Source organism: Pseudomonas sp. MIL19 (assembly GCF_028680365.1).
Lineage (GTDB): Bacteria > Pseudomonadota > Gammaproteobacteria > Pseudomonadales > Pseudomonadaceae > Aquipseudomonas > Aquipseudomonas spirodelae.
Map to the genome: position 1 here is coordinate 18,284 of NZ_JAPPVG010000023.1, position 22,881 is coordinate 41,164.

Consider the following 22,881-nt stretch of genomic DNA (forward strand, 5'->3'; position numbering starts at 1 on the left):
TTGCCGGCCTGAGCCGCCGTAATAACGGAGGCTCAGGTTGTGCCCGCTCAACCCAGGACGGGTTGAGCTAAACAGCAAGGAAGCCCGTCTCTGTGTGTGCCGCGGCCTTGGCTTGCGGTTTTCTCTGGGTCGCTCGTGAGAGCCGCTTGGAGCTTTTATCCAAAGGAGTGACACCATGCTGGTGATGCGCCCCGCGCAAATGGCCGACCTCACTGAAGTGCAGCGTCTCGCCGCGGACAGCCCGGTTGGTGTGACTTCACTGCCCGACGACAGTGACCGTCTGCGTGAAAAGATTGCCGCCTCGGAAGCCTCGTTTGCCGCCGAAGTCAGCTTCAACGGTGAAGAGAGCTACTTCTTCGTTCTCGAAGACAGCGACAGCGGACGCCTGGTCGGCTGCTCCGGCATCGTCGCCTCGGCCGGTTACTCGGAGCCGTTCTACAGCTTCCGTAACGAAACCTTCGTGCACAACTCCCGCGAGCTGAAGATCCATAACAAGATCCACGTGCTCTCACTGTGCCACGACTTGACCGGCAACAGCCTGCTGACCAGCTTCTACGTCGAGCAACCGCTGGTGAACACCGTCTGGTCCGACCTCAACTCGCGGGCGCGTTTGTTGTTCCTGGCCAACCATCCGGAGCGCTTTGCCGATGCCGTAGTGGTAGAGATCGTCGGTTACAGCGATGAGGCCGGCGACTCGCCGTTCTGGGATGCGGTGGGGCGTAACTTCTTCGACATGAACTACACCGAAGCCGAGCGCCTGTGTGGCCTGAAAAGCCGCACCTTCCTCGCTGAATTAATGCCGCATTACCCCATCTACGTGCCGCTGCTGCCGGACGAAGCTCAAGAAGCTATGGGCCAGGTGCATCCGCGGGCGCAGGTCAGCTTTGACATCCTTATGCGCGAAGGCTTCGAGACCGACCACTACATCGACATTTTCGATGGCGGCCCGACCGTGCATGCGCGCACCTCGGGGATTCGTTCGATTGCTCAGAGCCGCGTAGTGCCGGTGCGCCTGGCGGCTGAGAAAGCCGAGCCGAGCAAAGGCGGGCGGCCGTACTTGGTCAGTAATGGTCAGTTGCAGGATTTTCGCGCGATTGTCGCGGAGCTGGATTGGGTCCCGGGTAAGCCGGTCACCCTGAGTGTTGCGGCCGCCGAAGCCCTGGGCGTCGGCGAGGGCGTCAGTGTTCGCCTGGTTGCGGTTTAAGGAGTTAGCGCATGATCGTTCGTCCCGTTCGCAGCACCGATCTGCCGGCTCTGTTTCAACTGGCACGCAGTACCGGCGCTGGTTTGACTACCTTGCCCGCCAATGAGGAGCGCTTGGCGCACCGCGTTGGTTGGGCTGAAAAAGCCTTCCGCGGTGAGGCCGCCCGCGGCGATGCCGACTACCTGTTTGTGCTCGAAGACGACAATGGCGAGGTGGTCGGTATTTCCGCTGTCGCCGGTGCCGTCGGCCTGCGTGAGCCCTGGTACAACTACCGGGTTGGTTTGACCGTCAGCGCTTCGCAGGAGCTGAATATCCATCGGCAGATTCCCACCCTGTTCTTGGCCAACGACCTGACCGGCAATTCCGAGCTGTGCTCGCTGTTCTTGCGCAGCGACCAGCGCAGCGGGCTTAACGGTCGGTTGTTGTCGAAGGCGCGCTTTCTGTTTATCGCCGAATTCCGTGAGCTGTTCGGCGACAAGGTGATCGCCGAGATGCGCGGCATGTCCGATGAACAGGGCCGTTCGCCGTTTTGGGAGTGCCTGGGTCGGCACTTTTTTAGAATGGAATTCAGCCAGGCGGATTACCTTACCGGTGTCGGCAACAAGGCCTTTATCGCCGAGCTGATGCCCAAGTTCCCGCTCTACACCTGCTTCCTTTCCGAGGATGCGCGCAACACCATCGGCCGTGTCCACCCGGACACCGAGCCGGCGCTGGCCATGCTCAAGGCCGAAGGTTTCAGTTATCAGGGCTATGTCGACATCTTCGACGCGGGCCCGGCCATCGAGGCGCAAACCGCGAAGATCCGCGCGGTACAGGACAGCGAAGTGCTGGTGCTGGCCATCGGTACGCCAGGCGATGACGTTACCCACTACCTGATTCATAACCGCAAGCGCGAAGACTGTCGGATTACCGTCGCCCCGGCGCGTCTGGCTGCCGGCACGCTGGTGGTCGATGCACAAACGGCCAAGCGCCTGCAGCTGTCGGCAGGCGATCAAGTGCGCGCGGTAGCGGTCTCCGCTCGCGGTTAAAGGCTATGCGCCACTGCGTGCGCTAAGGCTGTGTCTAAATTGCTGATTCGGCGGCTAGCCGGGTCTACACCTTGCTGGGAGTGATAAAACAAGATGAGCACTCATTACATTGCCGGTGCCTGGCACGCAGGTCAGGGTGAAGCCCTGGAATCGCTCAATCCGGTCAGCCAGGAAGCCATCTGGCACGGCCAGGCCGCCAGTGCTGCGCAGGTTGATGCTGCCGTGCAGGCTGCCCGTGCGGCATTCCCCGCTTGGGCCTCGCGCTCGCTGGATGAACGCATTGCCGTGCTTGAGCAGTTTGCCGCCACCCTCAAGCAGCAGGCTGACGCGCTGGGCTACTGCATTGGTGAGGAAACCGGCAAGCCGCTGTGGGAAACCGCCACCGAAGTCACCAGCATGGCCAATAAGGTCGCCATCTCGGTGCAAAGTTACCGCGAGCGTACCGGTGAGAAGAGCGGCCCATTGGGCGATGCCACAGCAGTATTGCGGCACAAGCCGCATGGTGTGGTTGCCGTGTTTGGCCCGTACAACTTCCCCGGTCACCTGCCCAACGGCCACATTGTGCCGGCGCTGCTGGCAGGCAACTGTGTGGTGTTCAAGCCCAGCGAATTGACGCCGAAAGTCGCCGAGTTAACGGTTAAGTGCTGGATTGAGGCCGGCTTGCCGGCGGGCGTGCTCAACCTGGTGCAAGGTGCGCGCGAGACAGGTGTGGCGCTGGCGGCCCATGCGGGTATCGACGGGTTGTTTTTCACCGGTTCCAGCCGCACGGGCAACCTGCTGCACAAGCAGTTCTCCGGTCGTCCGGACAAAATTCTCGCACTGGAAATGGGCGGCAACAACCCGCTGGTGGTCGAGCAGGTCAGCGATATCAATGCCGCCGTGTACACCATCATCCAGTCGGCGTTTATTTCCGCTGGCCAGCGCTGCACCTGCGCGCGGCGCCTGCTGGTGCCGCAAGGCGCGTGGGGTGACAGCTTGCTGGAACGCCTGGTGGAAGTAGCGGCGAGTATCAAAGTCGGTAGTTTCGACGCTCAGCCAGCGCCGTTTATGGGTTCGGTGATTTCTCTCGATGCGGCTCAGCACTTGCTCAAGGCCCAGCAACACCTGCTGGCCCAGGGCGCCAAGCCGCTGCTGAAAATGTCTCAGCCGTTGCAGGGCGCGGCTTTGCTCACGCCCGGCATTATTGACGTAACGGACCTGGCCGAGCGGGCGGATGAGGAGTTCTTCGGCCCGCTGCTGCAGGTGATTCGCTACACCGATTTTGCTGCCGCGATTGTTGAGGCCAACAACACCCAATACGGGTTGGCTGCTGGGCTGCTGTCTGACTCCAAGGCGCGTTATGAGCAGTTCTGGCTGCATAGCCGCGCGGGTATCGTTAACTGGAACAAGCAGCTGACTGGTGCTGCCAGCACCGCGCCGTTTGGCGGCGTGGGGGCGTCCGGTAACCACCGCGCCAGCGCCTATTACGCGGCTGATTATTGCGCTTACCCGGTGGCGTCGCTGGAAGCCGACAACCTCAGCCTGCCGGCCACCCTGACTCCGGGAGTCAGTCTATGAGCCCAGTCGCCAGCACTAACGCCTATGAAGTCAATTTTGACGGTTTGGTCGGGCCGACCCATAACTATGGCGGCCTGTCCTACGGCAACGTGGCCTCGCAGAGCAACAGCCAGGTAGGGTCGAACCCGAAAGAGGCCGCCAAGCAAGGCCTGGCCAAGATGAAGGCCTTGATGGAGATGGGCTTCAAGCAGGGCGTACTGGCCCCGCAGGAACGGCCGAATGTCGCGGTGCTGCGCAGCTTGGGGTTTGCCGGCACTGACGCGCAGGTGATCCAAAAGGCTGCGAAAGAGGCCATGCCGCTGCTGGTCGCCAGCTGCTCGGCTTCCAGTATGTGGACGGCCAATGCCTGCACCGTCAGCCCGAGTGCTGATACTGCGGATGGTCGCGTGCATTTCACCGCCGCCAACCTCAACTGCAAATTCCACCGCTCCATCGAACACCCAACCACCAGCCGTGTGCTGGGCGCCATGTTCGCCAATCAGCAGCACTTCGCCCACCACGCCGCGCTGCCCGCCGTTGCTCAGTTCGGCGATGAAGGTGCGGCAAATCACACGCGGTTCTGCAAAGGCTATGGCGATGCGGGTGTGGAGTTCTTTGTATTCGGCCGCAGTGCTTTTGACAGCCGCTTCCCGGCGCCGCAGCGCTACCCGGCGCGGCAAACCCTGGAGGCTTCGCAAGCCGTGGCGCGCCTGCACGGCCTCAGTGATGACGGTGTGGTTTACGCTCAGCAAACCCCGGCGGTGATCGATCAAGGGGTGTTCCACAATGACGTGATCGCCGTGGGTAACGGTGAGGTGCTGTTCTATCACCAAGACGCCTTCCTCGACACGGATAAGGTGCTGGCCGAACTGGGCGACAAGCTCGCTCGTCGTGGCGGCAACCTGCAGGCGGTGTGCGTGCCGCGTGATGCAGTGGCGGTTGAAGACGCGGTTAAATCCTACCTGTTTAACAGTCAGCTGCTCAGCCGCGCCGACGGCGGCATGCTGCTGATCGTGCCGGAAGAGTGCCGCAACAACAGCAATGTCTGGAACTACCTGCAGCAGCTGACCAGCGGCAACGGGCCGATCCGTGAAGTACAGGTGTTTGACCTCAAACAAAGCATGCAGAACGGCGGTGGCCCCGCCTGCCTGCGCCTGCGTGTCGCGCTCAAGGAAGACGAGCTGGCGGCGGTCAATCAGGGCGTGATCATGACCCCGACGCTGTACGACACCCTCAATGCTTGGGTCGACAAGCACTACCGCGATCGCCTGAGCGAAAACGATTTGGCTGATCCACAATTGTTGAGTGAATGCCGTACGGCCTTGGATGAACTGACGCAGATCCTTAAACTGGGCGCGGTTTATCCTTTTCAATTAGCTAACTAGGCTGGGTCGCGCTTTATCGATCCGCCGGTGGATGTGAAAAAACGACATCCACCCTACATCCAAAACTGTGGAGATTTTATGAGCGATGCCCTGCAACTGATCCTCGAAGACACTGACGGCACCCAGCTGGAAACCTCCTGCACACGCTTTGCCGTGATCTGGCAGGGCCAGGAAATCTGGTTCCAGCAGGTTGGTAACAACCAGTTGATGATCGGTGTCGACGTTGAGGAGGGTGCTGCCGAATACGCCAACCTGCTGCTGCGTCCATTGGCCACCAATCTGGTCAGCCTGGAGCTGGAAATGGAAGCTGCTGAGCCGGGCGATGACGACGAGCACGTGCACGGCCCAGACTGCACCCACGACTGAGGAACCACTATGCTTGCTCTTGGGAAATTGCTTGAACTGACCCTGGCCGGCCATGAGCCGGCAGCAAAAATTCAGCTGACTCCCGAGGGTACGCGTGTGCGTTGGCTGGCCGAAGGTGCGGTGGAAATCACCCCGCCTGCGGCCCGCGACAACGGCCAGGACCTGCTGCTGTCGGCGGGTATCCATGGCAATGAAACAGCCCCCATCGAATTACTCGACCGCCTGCTGCAAGCCATTGCGCGTAATCAGCTGCAGCCGTGCGCACGCATTCTCTTTCTGCTGGGTAACCCTGCCGCGATGCGTCGCGGCGAGCGGTATGTCGAGCAGGACATTAACCGCCTATTCAACGGGCGCCACGACCAACACAGCGGGCCCGAGGCGCTGCGCGCCTGTGAGCTGGAGCATCTGGCGGCAGCATTTTTCAGTAAGCCCGAGCGCACCCGCCTGCATTACGACCTGCACACCGCTATTCGTGCGTCGAAGGTTGAACAGTTTGCTCTTTATCCCTTCCAGGAAGGTCGCCCGCGCAGTCGGCGTGAGCTGGCGCGTTTAAGTGTCGCCGGGATTGAGGCCGTGCTGCTGCACAACAAAAGCTCGGTTACCTTCAGTGCCTACACCTACACCCAGCTCGGGGCGGAAGCGTTCACGCTGGAGCTGGGCAAGGCGCGGCCGTTTGGGCAGAACGCGCTGGTCAACCTGGATCTGCTTGAGCTGCACCTGCAGGCGCTGATTGAAGGGCGTGAGCTGGAAGGCGCTTCGGATGATCTGGGCGAGCTAAAGCTATTTGCCGTGGCCCGCGAAGTGATCAAGCACAGCGATGCGTTTCAGCTGCACCTGCCGGCAGATATAGAGAATTTCAGCGAATTGCCCGTTGGCTACCTGCTGGCGGAAGACCTCAGTGATACCCGCTGGGTGATCGATGAGCCGGGTACGCGGATTATCTTTCCCAATCCCAAAGTCAAAAACGGCCTGCGGGCCGGCATCTTGATTGTTCCCGCCGAAGACGTGCAGCTGGCCTGAGCCAGTTACGATCTGCTGCACGTCGGCCCTGCTGCGTTAAAAGCAGACTCTAGCTCGCGAGATCGTGTAGCGATTTTGTGGCGCAATCTGTCCTGCGCGTTCTCGCCTGATCTGTGCCTTGTATGTCGCCATCGCTGGGCCTTAGCATCGGTGTTTTCCTCGTTCAAGGATCATCCTCCATGCCCATCATCGACCTGCGCAGCGACACCGTCACCCAGCCGACTCCGGGTATGCGCGAGGCCATGCAAGCCGCTGAGCTGGGGGATGACGTGTACGGCGAAGACCCTACGGTCAACCGCCTGGAGCAGTACCTGGCGGCCGAGCTGGGTTTCGAAGCTGCGTTGTTTGTGCCCACCGGCACCATGAGTAACCTGCTTGGCCTAATGGCCCATTGCGCGCGTGGCGATGAGTACATCGTCGGTCAGCAGGCGCACACCTATAAATATGAAGGTGGCGGCGCGGCGGTACTCGGTTCGATCCAGCCGCAGCCGATTGAGGGTGAAGCTGATGGTTCGCTGGACCTGACCAAGGTTGAAGCGGCCATCAAGCAGGATGACTTTCACTTCGCCCGCACCCGCTTGTTGGCGCTTGAAAACACCATGCAGGGCAAGGTGCTGCCGCAGGCGTATCTGCAGGCAGCGCGCGAGCTGACCACGCGCCGCGGTCTGGCCCTGCACCTAGACGGCGCACGCCTATACAACGCGGCAGTCAAGCTGGGTGTGCCGGCGCGGCAGATTACTCAGTACTTTGACTCGGTGTCAGTGTGCCTGTCCAAGGGGCTCGGCGCGCCAGTGGGCTCGGTGTTGTGCGGCTCAGCCGAGCTGATTGGTCGGGCGCGGCGTTTGCGCAAGATGGTCGGCGGCGGCATGCGCCAGGCCGGCATGCTCGCGGCAGCAGGGTTGTATGCACTAGAGCATCAGGTGCAGCGGCTGGCTGACGACCATGCCAATGCCGAGCGTTTGGCCGCTGGCTTGCGTGAGTTGGGTTATGCAGTCGAGCCGGTGCAGACCAATATGGTCTACGTCGCGGTGGGTGAGCAGGCTGGCGCATTGCAGGCGTTCTGCGCCGCGCGGGGCATCAAGCTCTCGGCGGCGCCGCGTTTGCGCATGGTGACGCACCTGGATATCGCCGCTGCGGATATCGAACAGGTGATTGCGGCCTTTGCCGCTTTTCGCGTGAGCTGAATAGCTCTGGGCTTTTAATAGCCGTTATCTATCAATAAAGTCACTAGCCCCATGGCGCAGGGCCGATATAATGCGGCCCTTTGCCGGCTTTGTTGTGGCCGCTGGTTTTTGGAAGATTCCTATGAAAAGCGCAGAAATCCGTGAAGCCTTCCTCAGCTTCTTCGAACAGAAGGGACACACCCGTGTCGCCTCCAGCTCCCTGATTCCGGGCAATGACCCGACCCTGTTGTTCACCAACGCGGGGATGAACCAGTTCAAGGATTGCTTCCTCGGCCTGGAAAAGCGCGCCTATACCCGCGCCACCAGCAGCCAGAAGTGCGTACGCGCCGGCGGCAAGCATAACGATTTGGAGAACGTCGGTTATACCGCGCGTCACCACACCTTCTTCGAAATGCTGGGTAATTTCAGCTTTGGCGACTATTTCAAGCGTGATGCCATTCATTTCGCCTGGGAGTTTTTGACCGGCGACGCCTGGCTCAAGCTGCCGAAAGAAAAACTCTGGGTCACCGTCTATGCCAGCGACGATGAAGCCTATGACATTTGGAACAAAGAAATCGGCGTGCCGGCTGAGCGGATGATCCGCATCGGCGATAACAAGGGCGCGCCGTATGCCTCGGACAACTTCTGGGCCATGGGTGATACCGGTCCGTGTGGCCCGTGCACCGAGATTTTCTTCGACCACGGCGAGCACATCTGGGGCGGCCCACCCGGTTCGCCAGAAGAAGACGGTGATCGCTACATCGAAATCTGGAACAACGTCTTTATGCAGTTCAACCGCACGGCTGACGGCGTGATGCATCCGCTGCCAGCGCCGAGTGTGGATACGGGCATGGGCCTGGAGCGCATTAGCGCGGTGCTGCAACACGTCAACTCGAACTACGAGATCGACCTGTTCCAGAGCCTGCTGAATGCCGCGGCCAAGGCCATCGGTTGTGCCAACGAAGCCCAGGCGTCGCTGAAAGTGGTGGCCGACCATATTCGTTCGTGCGGCTTCCTGATCGCTGACGGCGTGACGCCATCCAATGAAGGCCGTGGCTATGTGCTGCGCCGCATCATCCGTCGCGCCTGCCGTCACGGTAACAAGCTGGGCGCCAAGGGCAGCTTCTTCTATCAGATCGTTGCCGCGCTGGTGGCCGAGATGGGCGATGCCTTCCCTGAACTGAAGCAGCAGCAAGCGCATATCGAGCGCGTGCTGAAAACCGAAGAAGAGCAGTTCGCCAAGACCTTGGAGCAGGGTCTGAAGATTCTTGAGCAGGATCTGGCCGAACTGCAAGGCACAGTGATCCCAGGTGATGTGATCTTCAAGCTGTACGACACCTTCGGCTTCCCGATGGACCTCACCGGTGACATCGCCCGTGAGCGCGAGCTGACCCTGGATGAGGAAGGCTTCGAGCGCGAAATGCAGGCGCAGCGTGAGCGTGCTCGTTCCGCCAGCTCGTTCGGCATGGATTACAACGCGCTGGTCAAAGTCGACAGCGACACCGCGTTCCTCGGTTACCAAGGCACCAGTGGCAACGGCAAAATCATTGCACTGTTCAAGGCCGGTCAGGCAGTCGATAGCCTGAGCGAAGGCGAGGAGGGCGTTGTGGTCCTCGATCAAACGCCGTTCTACGCCGAATCCGGTGGCCAGGTGGGTGACTGCGGCTTCCTTGAAGGCGCGGGTGTGCGTTTCGATGTGCGTGATACCACTAAGGCGGGTGGCGCGATCCTGCACCACGGGGTTGCTGTTAAAGGTGGCCTGAGCGTCGGCACCTCGGTCAAGGCCGAAGTGGATGCCAGCGTACGCCAGGCCACTGCACTTAATCATTCGGCCACCCACTTGCTGCACGCGGCTTTGCGTCAGGTATTGGGTGAGCACGTTACGCAGAAGGGCTCGTTGGTCGACAGTCAGCGTCTGCGCTTCGACTTCAGTCACTTCGAGGCGATCACGCCGGCGCAGTTGAAAGAACTGGAAGCCATCGTCAACCGCGAAGTGCGCGGCAATAGCGACGTTGAAACCCTGGAAACCGACATCGAAACCGCCAAGGCCAAAGGTGCCATGGCGCTGTTTGGTGAAAAGTACGGTGATCAGGTGCGCGTATTGAGCATGGGCGGCGACTTCTCGGTTGAGCTGTGTGGCGGTATTCACGCCAAGCGTACGGGCGATATCGGCCTGTTCAAAATTATCAGTGAGAGCGGTGTGGCTGCCGGTGTGCGGCGTATTGAAGCGGTCACCGGTGCTGTCGCGTTTGCCTACCTCAACGCGGCGGAAGAGCAGCTGAAAGAGGCCGCTGTACTGGTCAAAGGCAGTCGCGAAAATCTCTTGGATAAGCTTGCCGGTGTGCTGGAGCGTAATCGCCAGCTGGAAAAAGAGCTGGAACAGCTCAAGGCCAAGGCCGCCAGTGCGGCGGGTAATGACCTGGCCGGTTCTGCCATCGACGTGAAAGGCATCAAGGTGCTCAGTGCGCGTCTCGATGGGGTGGATGGCAAGGCGTTGCTGGCCTTGGTCGATCAGTTGAAAAACAAGCTTGGCAGTGCGGTGATTCTGTTGGGTGGCGTGCAGGATGAAAAGGTCGTGCTCGTTGCCGGTGTGACGAAAGATCTGACAGCCAAGTTGAAGGCGGGCGAGCTGATGAAGCAAGCGGCTGCGGCCGTAGGCGGCAAAGGGGGTGGACGTCCGGATATGGCGCAAGGTGGCGGCGTTGACGCTGCTGCGCTGGATGCTGCTCTGGGCTTGGCTGCTGCGTTCGCCGAACAAGGTCTGTAAGCGCCTGATTCTGGGTGTGCAGCCCGAGGCCCGATCTACGCCCGGCGGGCCTTGGTAGGTATTGAGTTATGTGTTTAATGGGCGCCCTTCACGGGCTGAGGCGGCTTTGAAATGGCTTTGATCGTACAGAAATTTGGCGGCACTTCCGTCGGCACTGTTGAGCGTATTCAGCAGGTGGCCGCGAAGGTGAAGAAATTCCGTGAAAACGGAGATGACATTGTGGTTGTGGTTTCCGCCATGAGCGGTGAAACCAATCGCCTGGTCGAGCTAGCCAAACAGGTTAGTGATGGTCAGCCGGTACCGCGTGAATTCGACGTAATGGTCTCGACCGGCGAGCAGGTCACCATTGCCTTGTTAGCCATGGCGCTGATCAAGATTGGCGTGCCTGCGGTGTCCTATACCGGTAACCAGGTGCGCATCCTCACGGACAGTGCGCACAACAAGGCGCGCATCCTGCAGATCGATGACCAGAAACTGCGTACCGACCTTAAGGCCGGGCGTGTGGTGGTGGTTGCCGGTTTCCAGGGTGTTGATGAGCACGGCAATATCACCACCCTTGGGCGTGGTGGGTCCGATACTACGGGTGTGGCCCTGGCGGCTGCGTTAAAAGCCGATGAGTGCCAGATTTATACCGATGTCGATGGCGTTTACACCACCGATCCACGGGTTGTGCCAAAGGCTCAGCGCTTAAGCAAAATCACCTTCGAAGAAATGCTGGAGATGGCCAGTCTGGGCTCCAAGGTGCTGCAAATTCGTGCGGTGGAGTTCGCCGGCAAATACAACGTCCCGCTGCGCGTGTTGCACAGCTTTCAAGAGGGTCCGGGCACCCTCATTACTATTGATGAAGAGGAATCCATGGAACAGCCGATTATCTCTGGCATCGCTTTTAATCGCGATGAGGCCAAGCTGACTATCCGTGGCGTACCGGATATTCCGGGCGTAGCGTTCAAGATCCTCGGGCCGATCAGTGCCGCCAATGTAGAGGTGGACATGATCGTGCAAAACGTTGCGCACGATAACACCACCGACTTCACCTTCACCGTGCATCGCAATGACTACAGCAATGCCATGCTCGTGCTGGAGAAAACGGCTCAGGAATTGGGTGCGCGTGAAGTGGTTGGCAATACCGACATCGCCAAGGTTTCCATCGTGGGCGTTGGTATGCGCTCCCACGCAGGGGTTGCCAGTCGTATGTTTGAGTCTCTGGCTCAAGAAAACATCAACATCCAGATGATCTCCACCTCGGAAATCAAAGTCTCGGTGGTAATCGAGGAGAAATACCTGGAGTTGGCGGTGCGCGCCCTGCACACTGCTTTTGAACTGGATGCCCCGGCCCGACAGGGCGACTAAGGCATCATCCGAAAGGCGCGGGCTATCCCGCGCCTTTCGTCTTTTTTGGCTGGTGTGGGCCGGAACTTTCTTTCTGCTCACACTGGTCAATACTTGGGTGAAGGCTCTGCTTGAGATGTTCGGGGCTGCCACCATTTTTTTGCAGACTGCTGTTGTCTTGAAATGATATCCGTAAGGAGAAAGGAATGCTGATTCTGACTCGTCGGGTTGGAGAGACCCTGATGGTGGGTGACGAAGTCACTGTCACCGTGCTGGGTGTGAAGGGTAATCAGGTGCGTATTGGCGTTAACGCGCCAAAAGAAGTTGCTGTGCACCGTGAGGAAATCTACCAGCGCATCCAGAAAGAGAAGGGTGAAGAACCAAGCCTCTAATTTTTATCGAAATTTTGGCTTTGCAAACGGGGAAAAAATGGTTATCATGCGCCCCGTGTTGCGGAGAGGTGGCCGAGTGGCCGAAGGCGCTCCCCTGCTAAGGGAGTACATCTCAAAAGGGTGTCGGGGGTTCGAATCCCCCCTTCTCCGCCATTATTGAGTGTTGTAGATGCGGTTTGGATATCTACAGTGCGAACGTTACATGCACTCATAGCTCAGCTGGATAGAGTACTCGGCTACGAACCGAGCGGTCGGAGGTTCGAATCCTCCTGAGTGCACCAAATAGGAATGGCTTGCAGCAATGCAAGCCATTTTGTTTCAGCCAGCGGTGATCTGGTTTAAAAGCGCCACATGCACTCATAGCTCAGCTGGATAGAGTACTCGGCTACGAACCGAGCGGTCGGAGGTTCGAATCCTCCTGAGTGCACCAAATAAGAATGGCCTGCAGCAATGCAAGCCATTTTGTTTCAGCCAGCGGTGATCTGGTTTAAAAGCGCCACATGCACTCATAGCTCAGCTGGATAGAGTACTCGGCTACGAACCGAGCGGTCGGAGGTTCGAATCCTCCTGAGTGCACCAAACAAGAAGGGCCTGCAGCGATGCAGGCCCTTTTTTATGGCCGCAATCACGGCGGCCATCCTGCAGGCCAGCGCCTTCCGGCGCTGGTGGCGGCGGTTAGTGATTGTTCGCGCCGGTTAGCGCTTGGCCTTGCCTTTGACGCAGCCGGCTTCATCAAAGCTGACGTTGCGCTTGCTGCCTTTCTTGCCCTGATAAACGTAACGAGTCTGGCCATTCTGCTCGCTGACCTTGTCTGGCTTGCCCAGGCTGCTCTCAACGTCGCTGCGGTTCATGCCTACACGTATCTGTTGCTTGATGATGGCTGCGCGACGTTCGCTACTGTTTAGGTGGTTGCCGCAGCCATCCTGTTTGATTCCGATGACCGTCAAATCCTGTTCAGCTTGCTTCTGGCTCTCGCGGGCCGCTTTGCGCGGTTTTGCCAGCGGTACTGGTTTGCCGCTGCCGGGCGTAGGGTTGTAGGCCTGCTGCAGGCTCTTGCTGTGGTCGTCGGGGCAGCCTTGGCGGGTGAAGGTGATGTGGCCGTTGGCGTCTTCGCAGCGAAATACGCTTGAACCGAGTGCCGGCAGTGGGCAAAGCAAAATGGCGCAGATAGCTGCGCAGGGCAATCCTTGCATGGTGCGTCCTCCTTAACGGTGCATGTGCAAGCGTAGTCGATAGCGATGTCAGTGCCAGGCGTGCCTTTGCCAGTGCCCGGCACGTCGCAATGAGCGATGCAGGCGCGTTTAAATATGTGTTGTAAGCGCTTGTTCCTGGATTATTTGTTTGCCGCATGCAAAGCGCCGGTGCGGTGGTATCATTCGCCGCGTCAGCCCCGCCGGGGCTTGTGGATTACCACCATGGACTTACCCAGTAGTTACGTTGAATCTCGATTGTGCAATCACGTGTTGACTGATTGACCCTCTTTGGCGTGCGCTGCCGCTGGGGGTGGAGTGCGCCATGACTGAAGTAGAAGCAAAAAAGCCGCAAGAAAGCCTGCAGGACCGCCTGGCTCAGGTGGTCGAGCTATTGCATCGGCATAAGCTGGTTGAAGACCTGACTCATCGTCAGGAAGGCCAGCACCACGACCGGGTGGAAAACCTGGTGCACCGGCAGAACCTGGCCGAGTTGCAACGCAAGCTCGATGACCTGCACTCCGCTGACGTTGCCCACATCCTCGAGGCGTTGCCGCTGGATGACCGCCAGACTGTCTGGCAGCTGGTCAAGGCTGAGCGCGACGGCGACATCCTCCTCGAAGTGTCCGATGCAGTGCGTGAAACCCTGCTCGCCGACATGGACGACCATGAGATTCTCGCGGCAGCCAAGGAAATGGACGCCGACGAATTGGCCGACCTGGCTTCCGAGCTGCCGCGTGATGTCGTGCATGAGCTGATGGAAACCCTCGATGCGCAGCAGCGCGAGCGCGTGCGTTCGGCGTTGTCCTACGAGGATGACCAGGTCGGCGCGTTGATGGACTTCGAGATGGTCACCATCCGCGAAGATGTCAGCCTGGAAGTGGTGTTGCGTTACCTGCGTCGCCTCAAGGAGTTGCCGGGGCACACCGACAAGCTGTTTGTGGTGGATTACGACGGTGTGCTCAAGGGTGTGTTGCCGGTTAAGCGGCTGCTGGTTAACGATCCAGAGAAGTTGGTCAGTGAGGTTATGGCCACCGATCCGGTGAGCTTCCATCCGGATGAAAATGCCTACGACGCCGCTCAAGCGTTCGAGCGTTATGACCTGATCTCCACGCCGGTGGTGGACAAGAACGGCAAGCTGATTGGCCGTCTGACCATCGATGAAATGGTCGATTTGATTCGTGAGGAAAGCGAAAGCGAAGTCCTCAACATGGCCGGCTTGCGCGAGGAAGAAGACATCTTCGCCTCGGTGTGGAAGTCCCTGCGTAACCGCTGGGCTTGGTTGGCGATCAACCTCGTGACCGCGTTTATGGCCTCGCGCGTGATTGGCCTGTTCGAAGATTCCATCGAGAAATTGGTCGCCCTGGCTGCACTGATGCCGATCGTTGCGGGGATTGGTGGGAACTCGGGTAACCAGACCATCACCATGATCGTTCGGGCCATGGCGCTGGACCAGGTGAGCACTGGCAATACCTCGCGCTTGATTCGCAAAGAGCTGGGGGTCGCCTTGATCAACGGTATTGTCTGGGGCGGGGTTATTGGCGTGGTCGCCTATTTACTCTATGGCAGCTGGTCGCTGGGCGTAGTGATGACCGCTGCGATGTTGCTCAACCTGCTGTTGGCGGCGCTGATGGGGGTGCTGATTCCTATGACGTTGGTGCGCGTGGGGCGCGATCCGGCCCTGGGGGCTAGCGTGATGATTACTGCGGTCACGGACAGCGGCGGCTTCTTTATCTTCCTGGGTTTGGCCAGTCTGTTCCTGCTCTAGTGAGCTGGTTTTTGCCCGCTGCGCCTGTGGCTGGCAAATCGCGCAAGTAGTCCGTATGGAGTTTGCTTCAAACGTTCGTTTCACGCTAAGGTTTGCCAGCTTTGCCTGGGACAGGGTCCCGGGCGCTCTTATCTAATAATTAACGCAGCTCGCACGAGCGGGTATTGGAGCCAAGATGACCCCTAGTGAACTCCTGCTCGAGGGTGTCGAGCTCATGCTATTCGGCCTGGGCTTCGTATTTCTCTTTCTAGTGTTGTTGGTGTTGGTAATCCGCGTGATGTCGTGGGTTATTGGGCAGTTTGCCGCGAAGACACCGATACCCCTCGCTGCACCATTGGCCGTCAAGCCGTCCTTGGACGAGCCGAGTGCCGATGTGCTCGCCGCCATTCAATCCGCTATTCACCAGCACCGCGCCCGCCGTGGGTGAGCCAGGTTCGACAGGGAGCATCTGCATGACTGCCGTAAAGAAAGCCCTCGGAATTACTGATGTGGTGCTGCGTGACGCGCACCAGTCGATCCTGGCCACTCGTGTGCGCCTGGAGGACATGCTGCCGATCGCTGGCAAGCTCGACCAAGTCGGTTTCTGGTCTGTAGAGACCTGGGGCGGCGCTACCTTTGACTCCTGCATCCGCTACCTGGGTGAAGACCCGTGGGAGCGTATTCGTGCACTGAAAAAGGCCATGCCCAATACGCCTCAGCAGATGCTGCTGCGTGGGCAGAATCTGCTCGGTTATCGCCATTACGCTGATGACGTAGTGGAAAAGTTCGTCGAGCGCGCCGCGTTCAATGGCGTCGATGTATTCCGCGTATTCGATGCGATGAACGACCCGCGTAACCTGCAGACCGCGCTGAAAGCCGTAAAACAGCAGGGTAAGCATGCTCAGGGCACCATCTCTTACACCACCAGTCCGGTGCATACCCCGGATATGTGGCTCGATCTGGCTAAACAGATCGAGGACATGGGCGCCGACTCGATCGCGATTAAGGACATGGCCGGCATTCTTAATCCTTATGTCGCGTTTGATTTGGTCACGCGGCTGAAGGCGACCCTGTCGATCCCGATTCATCTGCATTGTCATGCCACTGCAGGTTTGTCGACCGCCGCCATCGTCAAGGCGGTTGAAGCGGGCATCGACAACGTCGATACGGCGATTTCCTCGCTGTCGATGACTTACGGCCACTCGCCAACCGAGTCTGTGGTGGCTATTTTCCAGGGTTCCGAGCGCGATACCGGCCTGAACCTAGAGTTGCTCGAAGAGATCGCGGCTTACTTCCGTGATGTGCGGAAGAAATACGCCAAATTTGAAGGCAACCTCAAGGGTGTCGACTCGCGCATTCTGGTCGCTCAGGTGCCGGGTGGCATGCTGACTAACATGGAAAGCCAGCTGAAAGAGCAGGGCGCGCAGGACAAGTTCGACGAAGTGCTGGCCGAGATCCCGCGGGTACGCGAAGACCTCGGTTTTATCCCGCTGGTAACACCGACCTCGCAGATCGTAGGGACTCAGGCGGTGATCAACGTGCTCACCGGTGAGCGCTACAAGTCGATCACCAAGGAAACGGCTGGAGTGTTGAAAGGCGAATACGGCGCAGCGCCGGCGCCGTTCAATAAAGCCTTGCAGGCGCGGGTGCTCGATGGTGCTGAGGCCATCACCTGTCGCCCGGCCGATCTGCTTGATGATGAAATGGACAAGCTGACTGCCGAGCTCCGAGGCATTGCTAAAGAGAAGGGCATCAAGCTGGCCGCCGATGAAGTCGACGACGTGCTGACCTATGCTCTGTTCCCGCAGATTGGCCTGAAATTCTTGGAGAACCGCGGCAATCCAGCAGCCTTTGAGCCGGTGCCGACGGGTAAGGAACAACTGGTCCGCGAGGCTGGCAAGCCCGAGGTTTACACCGTTGAAGTGAACGGTAAGTCCTATGTGGTGCAGGTGGGCGAAGGTGGTGATATCGAAGGGCTCAAAGCTGTTGGCGGCGCGACTTCTGCGACTGCAGCGGTAGCGGCGCCGGTTGGTGCTGGTGAGCCGCAGAATGCTCCGCTGGCCGGCAATATCTTCAAGGTATTGGTGCAGCCTGGTCAGGCTGTAGAAGAAGGGCAGTTGGTGATCATCCTCGAAGCCATGAAGATGGAAACCGAAATTCGCGCGTTCAAGGCCGGCACTGTCGCTGCGGTCAACGTAAAAGTGGGTGACGCGGTAGCGGTGGGCGACAGCCTGCTGGCCATCGGTTAAGGGAGCGCAGTAATGGATAAGCTCCTCAAGCTCTGGCACAGCACGGGCCTGTACCACATCGAAGCCGGTCAGCTGTTTATGATCGCGGTGTGCATCCTGCTGATTTACCTGGCGATCAAGAAGGGCTTTGAGCCTTTGCTGCTGCTGCCCATTGGCTTTGGCGGCCTGTTGGCCAACATTCCGGTGGCCAATATGGCCGAAGGCAGCGGTTTTCTGCACATGATTTACGAGGTGGGCCTGCCCACCAGTATCTTTCCGTTGCTGATCTTTCTCGGGGTCGGCGCCATGACCGACTTCGGGCCGATGCTGGCCAACCCAAAGACCCTGCTACTCGGTGCGGCGGCGCAATTCGGGATTTTCGGTACGCTGATGGGGGCGCTGGCGCTGACGGCGCTGGGCATTCCGGGGTTGGAGTTCACGCTCAAGGAAGCGGCTTCGATTGCGATTATTGGCGGTGCTGATGGCCCAACCTCGATTTTCGTGACCTCCAAGCTGGCACCGCACTTGCTCGGCCCCATTGCTGTGGCGGCTTATGCCTATATGGCGCTGGTGCCGTTGATTCAGCCGCCGATTATGCGTGCGCTGACCACCAAGGAAGAGCGTTCCATTGTCATGCAGCAACTGCGTCCGGTGGGGCAGGGCGAGAAGATCATCTTCCCGATCGTGCTGTGTCTGTTGATTGGCCTGTTGCTGCCTGACGCTGCGCCGCTAATCGGGATGTTTGCCCTTGGCAACCTGTTGCGTGAAGCGGGTGTGGTCGAGCGTCTGGCGGATACCTCGCGCAATGCGCTGATCAATATCGTCACCATCTTCCTCGGGCTGACGGTTGGCTCGAAGCTCTCGGCGGAATCGTTCCTGCAATTGAAGACGCTGGGTATTCTCAGCCTGGGCATGATCGCGTTCTGCGCGGGCACGGCAGCTGGGGTGTTGATGGCTAAATTGATGAACCTGTTCAGCAGCAACAAGATCAACCCGTTGATCGGTTCGGCTGGTGTGTCTGCGGTACCAATGGCGGCGCGGGTATCGAACAAGGTCGGTCTGGAAGCCAACCCGCAGAACTTCCTGTTGATGCACGCCATGGGCCCGAATGTGGCGGGTGTGATCGGTTCGGCCGTTGCGGCGGGTGTGTTGCTCAACTTTGTCGGCTGAGTTCGCACTGCAATAAAAAACCGCCTTAAAAAACCGCCTGAGTAGGCGGTTTTTTTATGGGCGTGATTTGGCGTTTTGGGTGACTTATGAGCAACAAAAAAACCGGCCATGGCCGGTTTTCAGTCGAAGCTGTAATCAGTTTTCTTCGTTAGCCATCTCGGTATCGTGAGCAATTAATGCCACCAGGGCATTTTGCTGACGACGTGACAGCTGGCGAAAGCGCTGCAGCAACTCACGTTCATGCAGCGACAGCTCAGGGCTGTCGAGACGCATGTTGAGGTCATCACCCAGGGCGCTTTCCTGGAGCATGCTTTGCTCAAGGCGAGCAATGATCTCCGAGTTCATGCTGCGGTGATGGTTACGTGCGACATCCGCAATACGTTCGCGCATACCGTCGGGCAGGCGAACTACGAACTTGTCAGCGGTACGGCTGGAATAGAGTGCTTGTTTCATAGGGCGCGTACATTAAACCGGTTAGTTCAGGAAAGCGATACTGGCAATGGGCTATAGCATAGTCAGCGTTTTGACCAGCGCCAGCGCTAACCGTTCCGCCAGAAAGTAGATTAGGTATCTACTTGTGACTCGCTTGCTGGGTAGGCAATAAATTGGCGTCAATTATATGTTTTATTTGGCGATGGGTGTAGCCGCTTCGTCGGTTACGTCTGAAAGAAATGCGCCCTACTGTGCAAAAAGCACCAAATCCCGGCATCGAGATAATTTCCAGTAATCGTCATGTAAGTGTCACTGCTCATTAATAGCCCTGACACAGGATTTGCCTACCTTGGTCTACACCAGAAGGCGGCCCCAAGCCGCGGTGTAACCGTTAATAAAGGAGGCATTCCATGAGTGCAGTGATCCGGGTTGAGCGCCTGAACAAAACGTTCGGCCGTAAACAGGCGCTGTTTGATCTGGCGCTGTCCGTTGAACCCGGTGAAATGGTGGCGTTGATTGGGGCGTCGGGCTCTGGCAAATCAACCCTGCTGCGCCATGTCGCAGGTCTCGCCTGCTGTGATCGCACAGGCGGCGGCAGCATTCAGGTACTGGGCCGCGACGTGCAGGCTGAAGGCCGCTTGAATGCCGATGTGCGCCGGCTGCGATCGGATATTGGCTATATCTTCCAGCAGTTCAACCTGGTGGGGCGTATCAGCGTGTTGCAGAACGTCCTGCTCGGGTGCCTGGGCCGTATGCCGCGCTGGCGCGGCACGTTGGGCCTGTTCAGCGCTGAAGAAAAACAGCGCGCGTTGCAGGCACTCGGTCGAGTAGGTCTGGCCGACTTGGCCCAGCAGCGCGCCTCGACCCTGTCCGTTGGGCAGCAGCAGCGTGTGGCGATTGCCCGTGCCTTGTGCCAGCGCGCCAAGGTCATTCTGGCCGATGAGCCCATCGCCTCACTCGACCCCGAGTCTGCGCGCAAGGTCATGCAGATCCTTGCCGACATCAATCGCGAAGACGGCACCACCGTGGTGGTCACCCTGCATCAGGTCGACTACGCCATGCGTTATTGCCAGCGCGCCGTGGCGTTGAAAGCGGGGCGGATTCATTTCGATGGCGCCGCCGCCGAGCTGCACCCCAACTTCCTTAACGATCTCTATGGCGCCGAGCTTGAAGTAGCGCCGCTGCCCATCGAGAAAGCCCGCCGCGCACGCACACAGAAAGTACCGCTGGCTCTGGCTAAGGCTTGAGTTACGCCTGTTAGGCCAATTCTTATCTGTCCATCCGCACTAGGAGTGCTTTGCATGTTCAAACGTATCAGTCGCGTTCTTGTCGCCTCCACGTTGCTGGCAGGCTCGGTTATGGGCGCTGCTCAAGCCGCTGAGCAGGAAATCAACTTCGGCATCATCTCCACCGAGTCCTCGCAGAACCTCAAGACCCTGTGGGATCCCTTTCTGGCCGACATGAGCCAGCAGACCGGGCTGAAGATCAACGCCTTCTTCGCCCCTGACTACGCGGGGATCATCCAGGGCATGCGTTTCGACAAGGTCGACATGGCCTGGTACGGCAACAAGTCGGCGATGGAAGCCGTGGACCGTGCCGGCGGCCAGGTGTTTGCGCAAACCGTCGCGGCCAACGGTTCTCAGGGCTATTACAGCCTGATGGTGGCGCACAAGGACAGCCCGATCAATTCGATCGAGGACATGCTGAAAAACGCCTCGAGCCTGACCTTCGCCAACGGTGATCCGAATTCCACCTCGGGTTATCTGGTGCCGGGCTACTACGTGTTTGCGCAGAACAACGCGGACGCCAACAAGATCTTCAAGCGCTCACTCAATGGCAGCCATGAAGTCAACGCGCTGTCGGTGGCCAACAAGCAGATTGATATCGGCACCTTCAACAGTGAAGGCATGGAGCGCCTTGAAGTGACCGCGCCCGATAAGGCCGCCCAGCTGAAAGTGATCTGGACCTCGCCGCTGATTCCGTCCGACCCGCTGGTATGGCGCAAGAACCTCGATGACGCCACCAAGAACAAGTTGCGCGAGTTCTTTATGACTTACGGCGACAAGCCGGCTGAGTTGAAGGTACTCGCTGGGCTGCAGTGGGCCAAATTCAAAGCCTCGGATGACGATCAGCTGTTGCCGATTCGCCAGCTGGAGCTGTTCAAGAAGCGCACCGAAGTGGCGAACAGCGACACGCTGTCCGACAGTGACAAGCAAGCCCAGCTTAAGGCGCTGGATGCCGAGCTGGCCAAGTTGGAAAAGCGTCTGGCAGAAATTGCCAAGCACAGCCCTGCCAGCGCGGGTTGATGGCCTGAGTCGGCTCGCCTTGCCCTGCATGGCCTAAGGGCGAGCCGATGTTCTTTGTTGCTCCATTCGAGACGCCGTTATGACCACCCTAACTACCGCACCTGCGCCTGATTTTTCAGCCAAGCGTTCCTGGCCGCAGCTGATTGGCTGGGGGCTGTTTATCGCTGTGCTGGCCTGGTCCTGGCAGGGCGCGGAGATGAACCCGCTCGGCCTGATCCGTGACTCCGGCAACATGGCAACCTTCGCCGCGGACTTCTTCCCGCCGGATTTCAGCAACTGGGAGCTGTACCTCAAGGAGATGATCGTCACTGTGCAGATCGCCCTCTGGGGCACGGTGCTGGCGATTGTCTGCGCCATCCCGCTAGGCATTCTCAGTTCCGAGAACATTGTGCCCTGGTGGGTTTATCAGCCGGTTCGCCGGGTGATGGATGCCTGCCGTTCGATCAACGAAATGGTCTTCGCCATGCTCTTCGTGGTGGCGGTCGGTCTGGGGCCATTCGCCGGGGTGCTGGCGCTATTCATCGGCACGACTGGAGTGCTGGCCAAGCTGTTTGCCGAGGCGGTGGAGGCGATTGATCCTGGTCCCGTTGAAGGCGTGCGTGCCACCGGTGCCAGCGCCCTGCAGGAAGTGATCTACGGGGTGGTCCCGCAAGTCCTGCCGCTGTGGATCTCCTACTCGCTGTACCGCTTCGAGTCCAACGTGCGCTCGGCCACCGTGGTCGGCATGGTTGGGGCGGGCGGGATCGGGGTGATTCTCTGGGAAGCGATTCGCGGCTTCCAGTTCGCCCAAACCTGCGCCTTGCTGCTGGTGATCATTCTGGTGGTGAGCCTGCTCGACATCATTTCTCAGCGTCTGCGTAAGCAATTTATCTGACGGAGATAGGCGTCTACGGATGCCTTTTTTAGCCATGCACTTGTCTAGACAACCCGAGCCGCTCTACCGCGAACTGGCGGGCGTGCTGCGCGATGAACTGCAGCGCATGAGCCCCGGTGATTACCTGCCAGCCGAGGTACAGCTGGCCGCGCGTTTTGCGGTCAATCGCCACACCTTGCGCCGCGCCGTGGATGAGCTGGTGCTCGAAGGCCGCCTGCTGCGCCAGCAGGGCAAAGGCACACGGGTGCTGGCTAAACCGCTGATTTACCCCATGCAAGCGGGGAGTGCTTACAGCGCCTCGTTATCGGCGCTCGGCCATCAGGTGGAAGCGCAGTTACTGCAGCGGCACGTGCGTCCGGCCAGTCACGAGGAGCGCAATTATCTACAGCTGCCACCGGGGGCGCATGTGCTGGTACTGAGCACCCTGCGTTTAATCGAGGGGCAGCCCGTCAGCCTGATTCGCCATGCATTCAGTACTCAATACGCCGAGCTGTTGGCGGCTTACCAGGGTGGTTCGCTGCGCCAGTACCTCAGCCAGCGCGGCCTGCCCTTGACCCGCACCTTTAGCTTGATCGGCGCGCGTCTGCCCAGCCGTGAAGAAGCGGCGCGCTTATTAATGCCCAAACACGCTCCGTTGCTGAGTGTGCAAACCCTTTCCCGCGATCTGGCTGGCCAGCCGGTGGAGCTGTCGTTATCGACCAGCCGCGCCGACCGTTTCCAGTACCAGCTCGCTCTTTGATGGAG

The 22,881-nt window shown here is 59.2% G+C and carries 20 protein-coding genes and 4 tRNA genes; 22 read left to right on the plus strand and 2 right to left on the minus strand.

Features of this window, described 5'->3' with window-relative positions; genetic code table 11:
* Positions 1-175 precede the first annotated feature (175 nt).
* The 14 genes from aruF to N1078_RS14435 all read left to right on the plus strand — a co-directional run bounded on the left by aruF (position 176) and on the right by N1078_RS14435 (position 12,769).
* On the plus strand, positions 176-1,204 hold the full coding sequence (gene aruF, locus N1078_RS14370) for an arginine/ornithine succinyltransferase subunit alpha (protein WP_274088850.1): 1,029 nt from the start codon (positions 176-178) through the stop codon (positions 1,202-1,204).
* A gap of 11 nt (positions 1,205-1,215) precedes the next feature.
* On the plus strand, positions 1,216-2,232 hold the full coding sequence (astA, locus tag N1078_RS14375) for an arginine N-succinyltransferase (protein ID WP_274088851.1): 1,017 nt from the start codon (positions 1,216-1,218) through the stop codon (positions 2,230-2,232).
* Positions 2,233-2,325: 93 nt separating this feature from the next.
* Positions 2,326-3,789, plus strand: coding sequence for a succinylglutamate-semialdehyde dehydrogenase (gene astD, locus N1078_RS14380; RefSeq protein ID WP_274088852.1), 1,464 nt, complete (start codon positions 2,326-2,328; stop codon positions 3,787-3,789).
* Positions 3,786-5,153 (plus strand): N-succinylarginine dihydrolase, encoded by a 1,368-nt coding sequence (gene astB / locus N1078_RS14385; RefSeq protein WP_274088853.1) that lies wholly within the window; start codon positions 3,786-3,788, stop codon positions 5,151-5,153. The genes astD and astB overlap by 4 nt, the downstream gene beginning before the upstream one ends.
* A gap of 78 nt (positions 5,154-5,231) precedes the next feature.
* Positions 5,232-5,519 carry a topoisomerase II gene (locus tag N1078_RS14390; protein ID WP_274088854.1) on the plus strand — a complete coding sequence of 96 codons (288 nt, stop codon included), beginning with the start codon at positions 5,232-5,234 and terminating at the stop codon, positions 5,517-5,519.
* A gap of 9 nt (positions 5,520-5,528) precedes the next feature.
* Positions 5,529-6,539, plus strand: a complete 1,011-nt coding sequence (gene astE / locus N1078_RS14395) for a succinylglutamate desuccinylase (protein WP_274088855.1) — start codon at positions 5,529-5,531, stop codon at positions 6,537-6,539.
* A gap of 179 nt (positions 6,540-6,718) precedes the next feature.
* Positions 6,719-7,723, plus strand: coding sequence for a low-specificity L-threonine aldolase (gene ltaE, locus N1078_RS14400; protein WP_274088856.1), 1,005 nt, complete (start codon positions 6,719-6,721; stop codon positions 7,721-7,723).
* 121 nt (positions 7,724-7,844) lie between these two features.
* Positions 7,845-10,469, plus strand: coding sequence for an alanine--tRNA ligase (gene alaS / locus N1078_RS14405; RefSeq protein ID WP_274088857.1), 2,625 nt, complete (start codon positions 7,845-7,847; stop codon positions 10,467-10,469).
* Between the two features lie 111 nt (positions 10,470-10,580).
* Positions 10,581-11,819, plus strand: a complete 1,239-nt coding sequence (locus N1078_RS14410) for an aspartate kinase (protein WP_274088858.1) — start codon at positions 10,581-10,583, stop codon at positions 11,817-11,819.
* A 185-nt stretch (positions 11,820-12,004) separates the two neighbouring features.
* Complete coding sequence (gene csrA / locus N1078_RS14415) at positions 12,005-12,190, plus strand: carbon storage regulator CsrA (RefSeq protein ID WP_274088859.1); 186 nt, start codon at positions 12,005-12,007, stop codon at positions 12,188-12,190.
* Between the two features lie 62 nt (positions 12,191-12,252).
* Positions 12,253-12,343, plus strand: a tRNA-Ser gene (locus N1078_RS14420).
* Between the two features lie 51 nt (positions 12,344-12,394).
* Positions 12,395-12,471, plus strand: a tRNA-Arg gene (locus tag N1078_RS14425).
* Between the two features lie 72 nt (positions 12,472-12,543).
* Positions 12,544-12,620 (plus strand) — tRNA-Arg (locus N1078_RS14430).
* Between the two features lie 72 nt (positions 12,621-12,692).
* Positions 12,693-12,769 (plus strand) — tRNA-Arg (locus N1078_RS14435).
* Positions 12,770-12,885: 116 nt separating this feature from the next.
* Here N1078_RS14435 and N1078_RS14440 read toward each other — a convergent pair.
* Positions 12,886-13,383 (minus strand): DUF4124 domain-containing protein, encoded by a 498-nt coding sequence (locus N1078_RS14440; RefSeq protein ID WP_274088860.1) that lies wholly within the window; start codon positions 13,381-13,383, stop codon positions 12,886-12,888.
* A gap of 322 nt (positions 13,384-13,705) precedes the next feature.
* Between N1078_RS14440 and mgtE the strand changes: the two genes are divergently transcribed.
* The 4 genes from mgtE (at position 13,706) to N1078_RS14460 (ending at position 18,525) form a co-directional block, all read left to right on the plus strand.
* Positions 13,706-15,148, plus strand: coding sequence for a magnesium transporter (gene mgtE, locus N1078_RS14445; protein WP_274088861.1), 1,443 nt, complete (start codon positions 13,706-13,708; stop codon positions 15,146-15,148).
* A 175-nt stretch (positions 15,149-15,323) separates the two neighbouring features.
* On the plus strand, positions 15,324-15,575 hold the full coding sequence (locus N1078_RS14450) for an OadG family protein (RefSeq protein WP_274088862.1): 252 nt from the start codon (positions 15,324-15,326) through the stop codon (positions 15,573-15,575).
* A gap of 25 nt (positions 15,576-15,600) precedes the next feature.
* Positions 15,601-17,376, plus strand: coding sequence for a sodium-extruding oxaloacetate decarboxylase subunit alpha (oadA, locus tag N1078_RS14455; RefSeq protein ID WP_274088863.1), 1,776 nt, complete (start codon positions 15,601-15,603; stop codon positions 17,374-17,376).
* Positions 17,377-17,388: 12 nt separating this feature from the next.
* Entirely contained in the window at positions 17,389-18,525 is a 1,137-nt protein-coding gene (locus N1078_RS14460; RefSeq protein WP_274088864.1) for a sodium ion-translocating decarboxylase subunit beta, read from the plus strand.
* 135 nt (positions 18,526-18,660) lie between these two features.
* On the opposite strand, the gene N1078_RS14465 is transcribed toward N1078_RS14460, so the two are convergent.
* Positions 18,661-18,978 (minus strand): Arc family DNA-binding protein, encoded by a 318-nt coding sequence (locus N1078_RS14465; RefSeq protein WP_274088865.1) that lies wholly within the window; start codon positions 18,976-18,978, stop codon positions 18,661-18,663.
* 389 nt (positions 18,979-19,367) lie between these two features.
* Between N1078_RS14465 and phnC the strand changes: the two genes are divergently transcribed.
* From phnC to phnF, 4 genes are all read left to right on the plus strand, one after another.
* Positions 19,368-20,204 carry a phosphonate ABC transporter ATP-binding protein gene (phnC, locus tag N1078_RS14470; RefSeq protein WP_274088866.1) on the plus strand — a complete coding sequence of 279 codons (837 nt, stop codon included), beginning with the start codon at positions 19,368-19,370 and terminating at the stop codon, positions 20,202-20,204.
* A gap of 54 nt (positions 20,205-20,258) precedes the next feature.
* Positions 20,259-21,263: a phosphonate ABC transporter substrate-binding protein gene (gene phnD, locus N1078_RS14475; protein ID WP_274088867.1), complete on the plus strand. Its 1,005-nt coding sequence runs from the start codon at positions 20,259-20,261 to the stop codon at positions 21,261-21,263.
* A gap of 79 nt (positions 21,264-21,342) precedes the next feature.
* On the plus strand, positions 21,343-22,137 hold the full coding sequence (gene phnE / locus N1078_RS14480; RefSeq protein WP_274088868.1) for a phosphonate ABC transporter, permease protein PhnE: 795 nt from the start codon (positions 21,343-21,345) through the stop codon (positions 22,135-22,137).
* Positions 22,138-22,171: 34 nt separating this feature from the next.
* Complete coding sequence (phnF, locus tag N1078_RS14485) at positions 22,172-22,876, plus strand: phosphonate metabolism transcriptional regulator PhnF (RefSeq protein WP_274088869.1); 705 nt, start codon at positions 22,172-22,174, stop codon at positions 22,874-22,876.
* Positions 22,877-22,881: the final 5 nt, after the last annotated feature.

Coding starts and splice junctions, on each gene's coding strand:
- aruF (WP_274088850.1), top strand. CDS start 176: ATGCTGGTGATGCGCCCCGCGCAAATGGCCGACCTCACTGAAGTGCAG.
- astA (WP_274088851.1), top strand. CDS start 1,216: ATGATCGTTCGTCCCGTTCGCAGCACCGATCTGCCGGCTCTGTTTCAA.
- astD (WP_274088852.1), top strand. CDS start 2,326: ATGAGCACTCATTACATTGCCGGTGCCTGGCACGCAGGTCAGGGTGAA.
- astB (WP_274088853.1), top strand. CDS start 3,786: ATGAGCCCAGTCGCCAGCACTAACGCCTATGAAGTCAATTTTGACGGT.
- N1078_RS14390 (WP_274088854.1), top strand. CDS start 5,232: ATGAGCGATGCCCTGCAACTGATCCTCGAAGACACTGACGGCACCCAG.
- astE (WP_274088855.1), top strand. CDS start 5,529: ATGCTTGCTCTTGGGAAATTGCTTGAACTGACCCTGGCCGGCCATGAG.
- ltaE (WP_274088856.1), top strand. CDS start 6,719: ATGCCCATCATCGACCTGCGCAGCGACACCGTCACCCAGCCGACTCCG.
- alaS (WP_274088857.1), top strand. CDS start 7,845: ATGAAAAGCGCAGAAATCCGTGAAGCCTTCCTCAGCTTCTTCGAACAG.
- N1078_RS14410 (WP_274088858.1), top strand. CDS start 10,581: ATGGCTTTGATCGTACAGAAATTTGGCGGCACTTCCGTCGGCACTGTT.
- csrA (WP_274088859.1), top strand. CDS start 12,005: ATGCTGATTCTGACTCGTCGGGTTGGAGAGACCCTGATGGTGGGTGAC.
- N1078_RS14440 (WP_274088860.1), bottom strand. CDS start 13,383: ATGCAAGGATTGCCCTGCGCAGCTATCTGCGCCATTTTGCTTTGCCCA.
- mgtE (WP_274088861.1), top strand. CDS start 13,706: ATGACTGAAGTAGAAGCAAAAAAGCCGCAAGAAAGCCTGCAGGACCGC.
- N1078_RS14450 (WP_274088862.1), top strand. CDS start 15,324: ATGACCCCTAGTGAACTCCTGCTCGAGGGTGTCGAGCTCATGCTATTC.
- oadA (WP_274088863.1), top strand. CDS start 15,601: ATGACTGCCGTAAAGAAAGCCCTCGGAATTACTGATGTGGTGCTGCGT.
- N1078_RS14460 (WP_274088864.1), top strand. CDS start 17,389: ATGGATAAGCTCCTCAAGCTCTGGCACAGCACGGGCCTGTACCACATC.
- N1078_RS14465 (WP_274088865.1), bottom strand. CDS start 18,978: ATGAAACAAGCACTCTATTCCAGCCGTACCGCTGACAAGTTCGTAGTT.
- phnC (WP_274088866.1), top strand. CDS start 19,368: ATGAGTGCAGTGATCCGGGTTGAGCGCCTGAACAAAACGTTCGGCCGT.
- phnD (WP_274088867.1), top strand. CDS start 20,259: ATGTTCAAACGTATCAGTCGCGTTCTTGTCGCCTCCACGTTGCTGGCA.
- phnE (WP_274088868.1), top strand. CDS start 21,343: ATGACCACCCTAACTACCGCACCTGCGCCTGATTTTTCAGCCAAGCGT.
- phnF (WP_274088869.1), top strand. CDS start 22,172: ATGCACTTGTCTAGACAACCCGAGCCGCTCTACCGCGAACTGGCGGGC.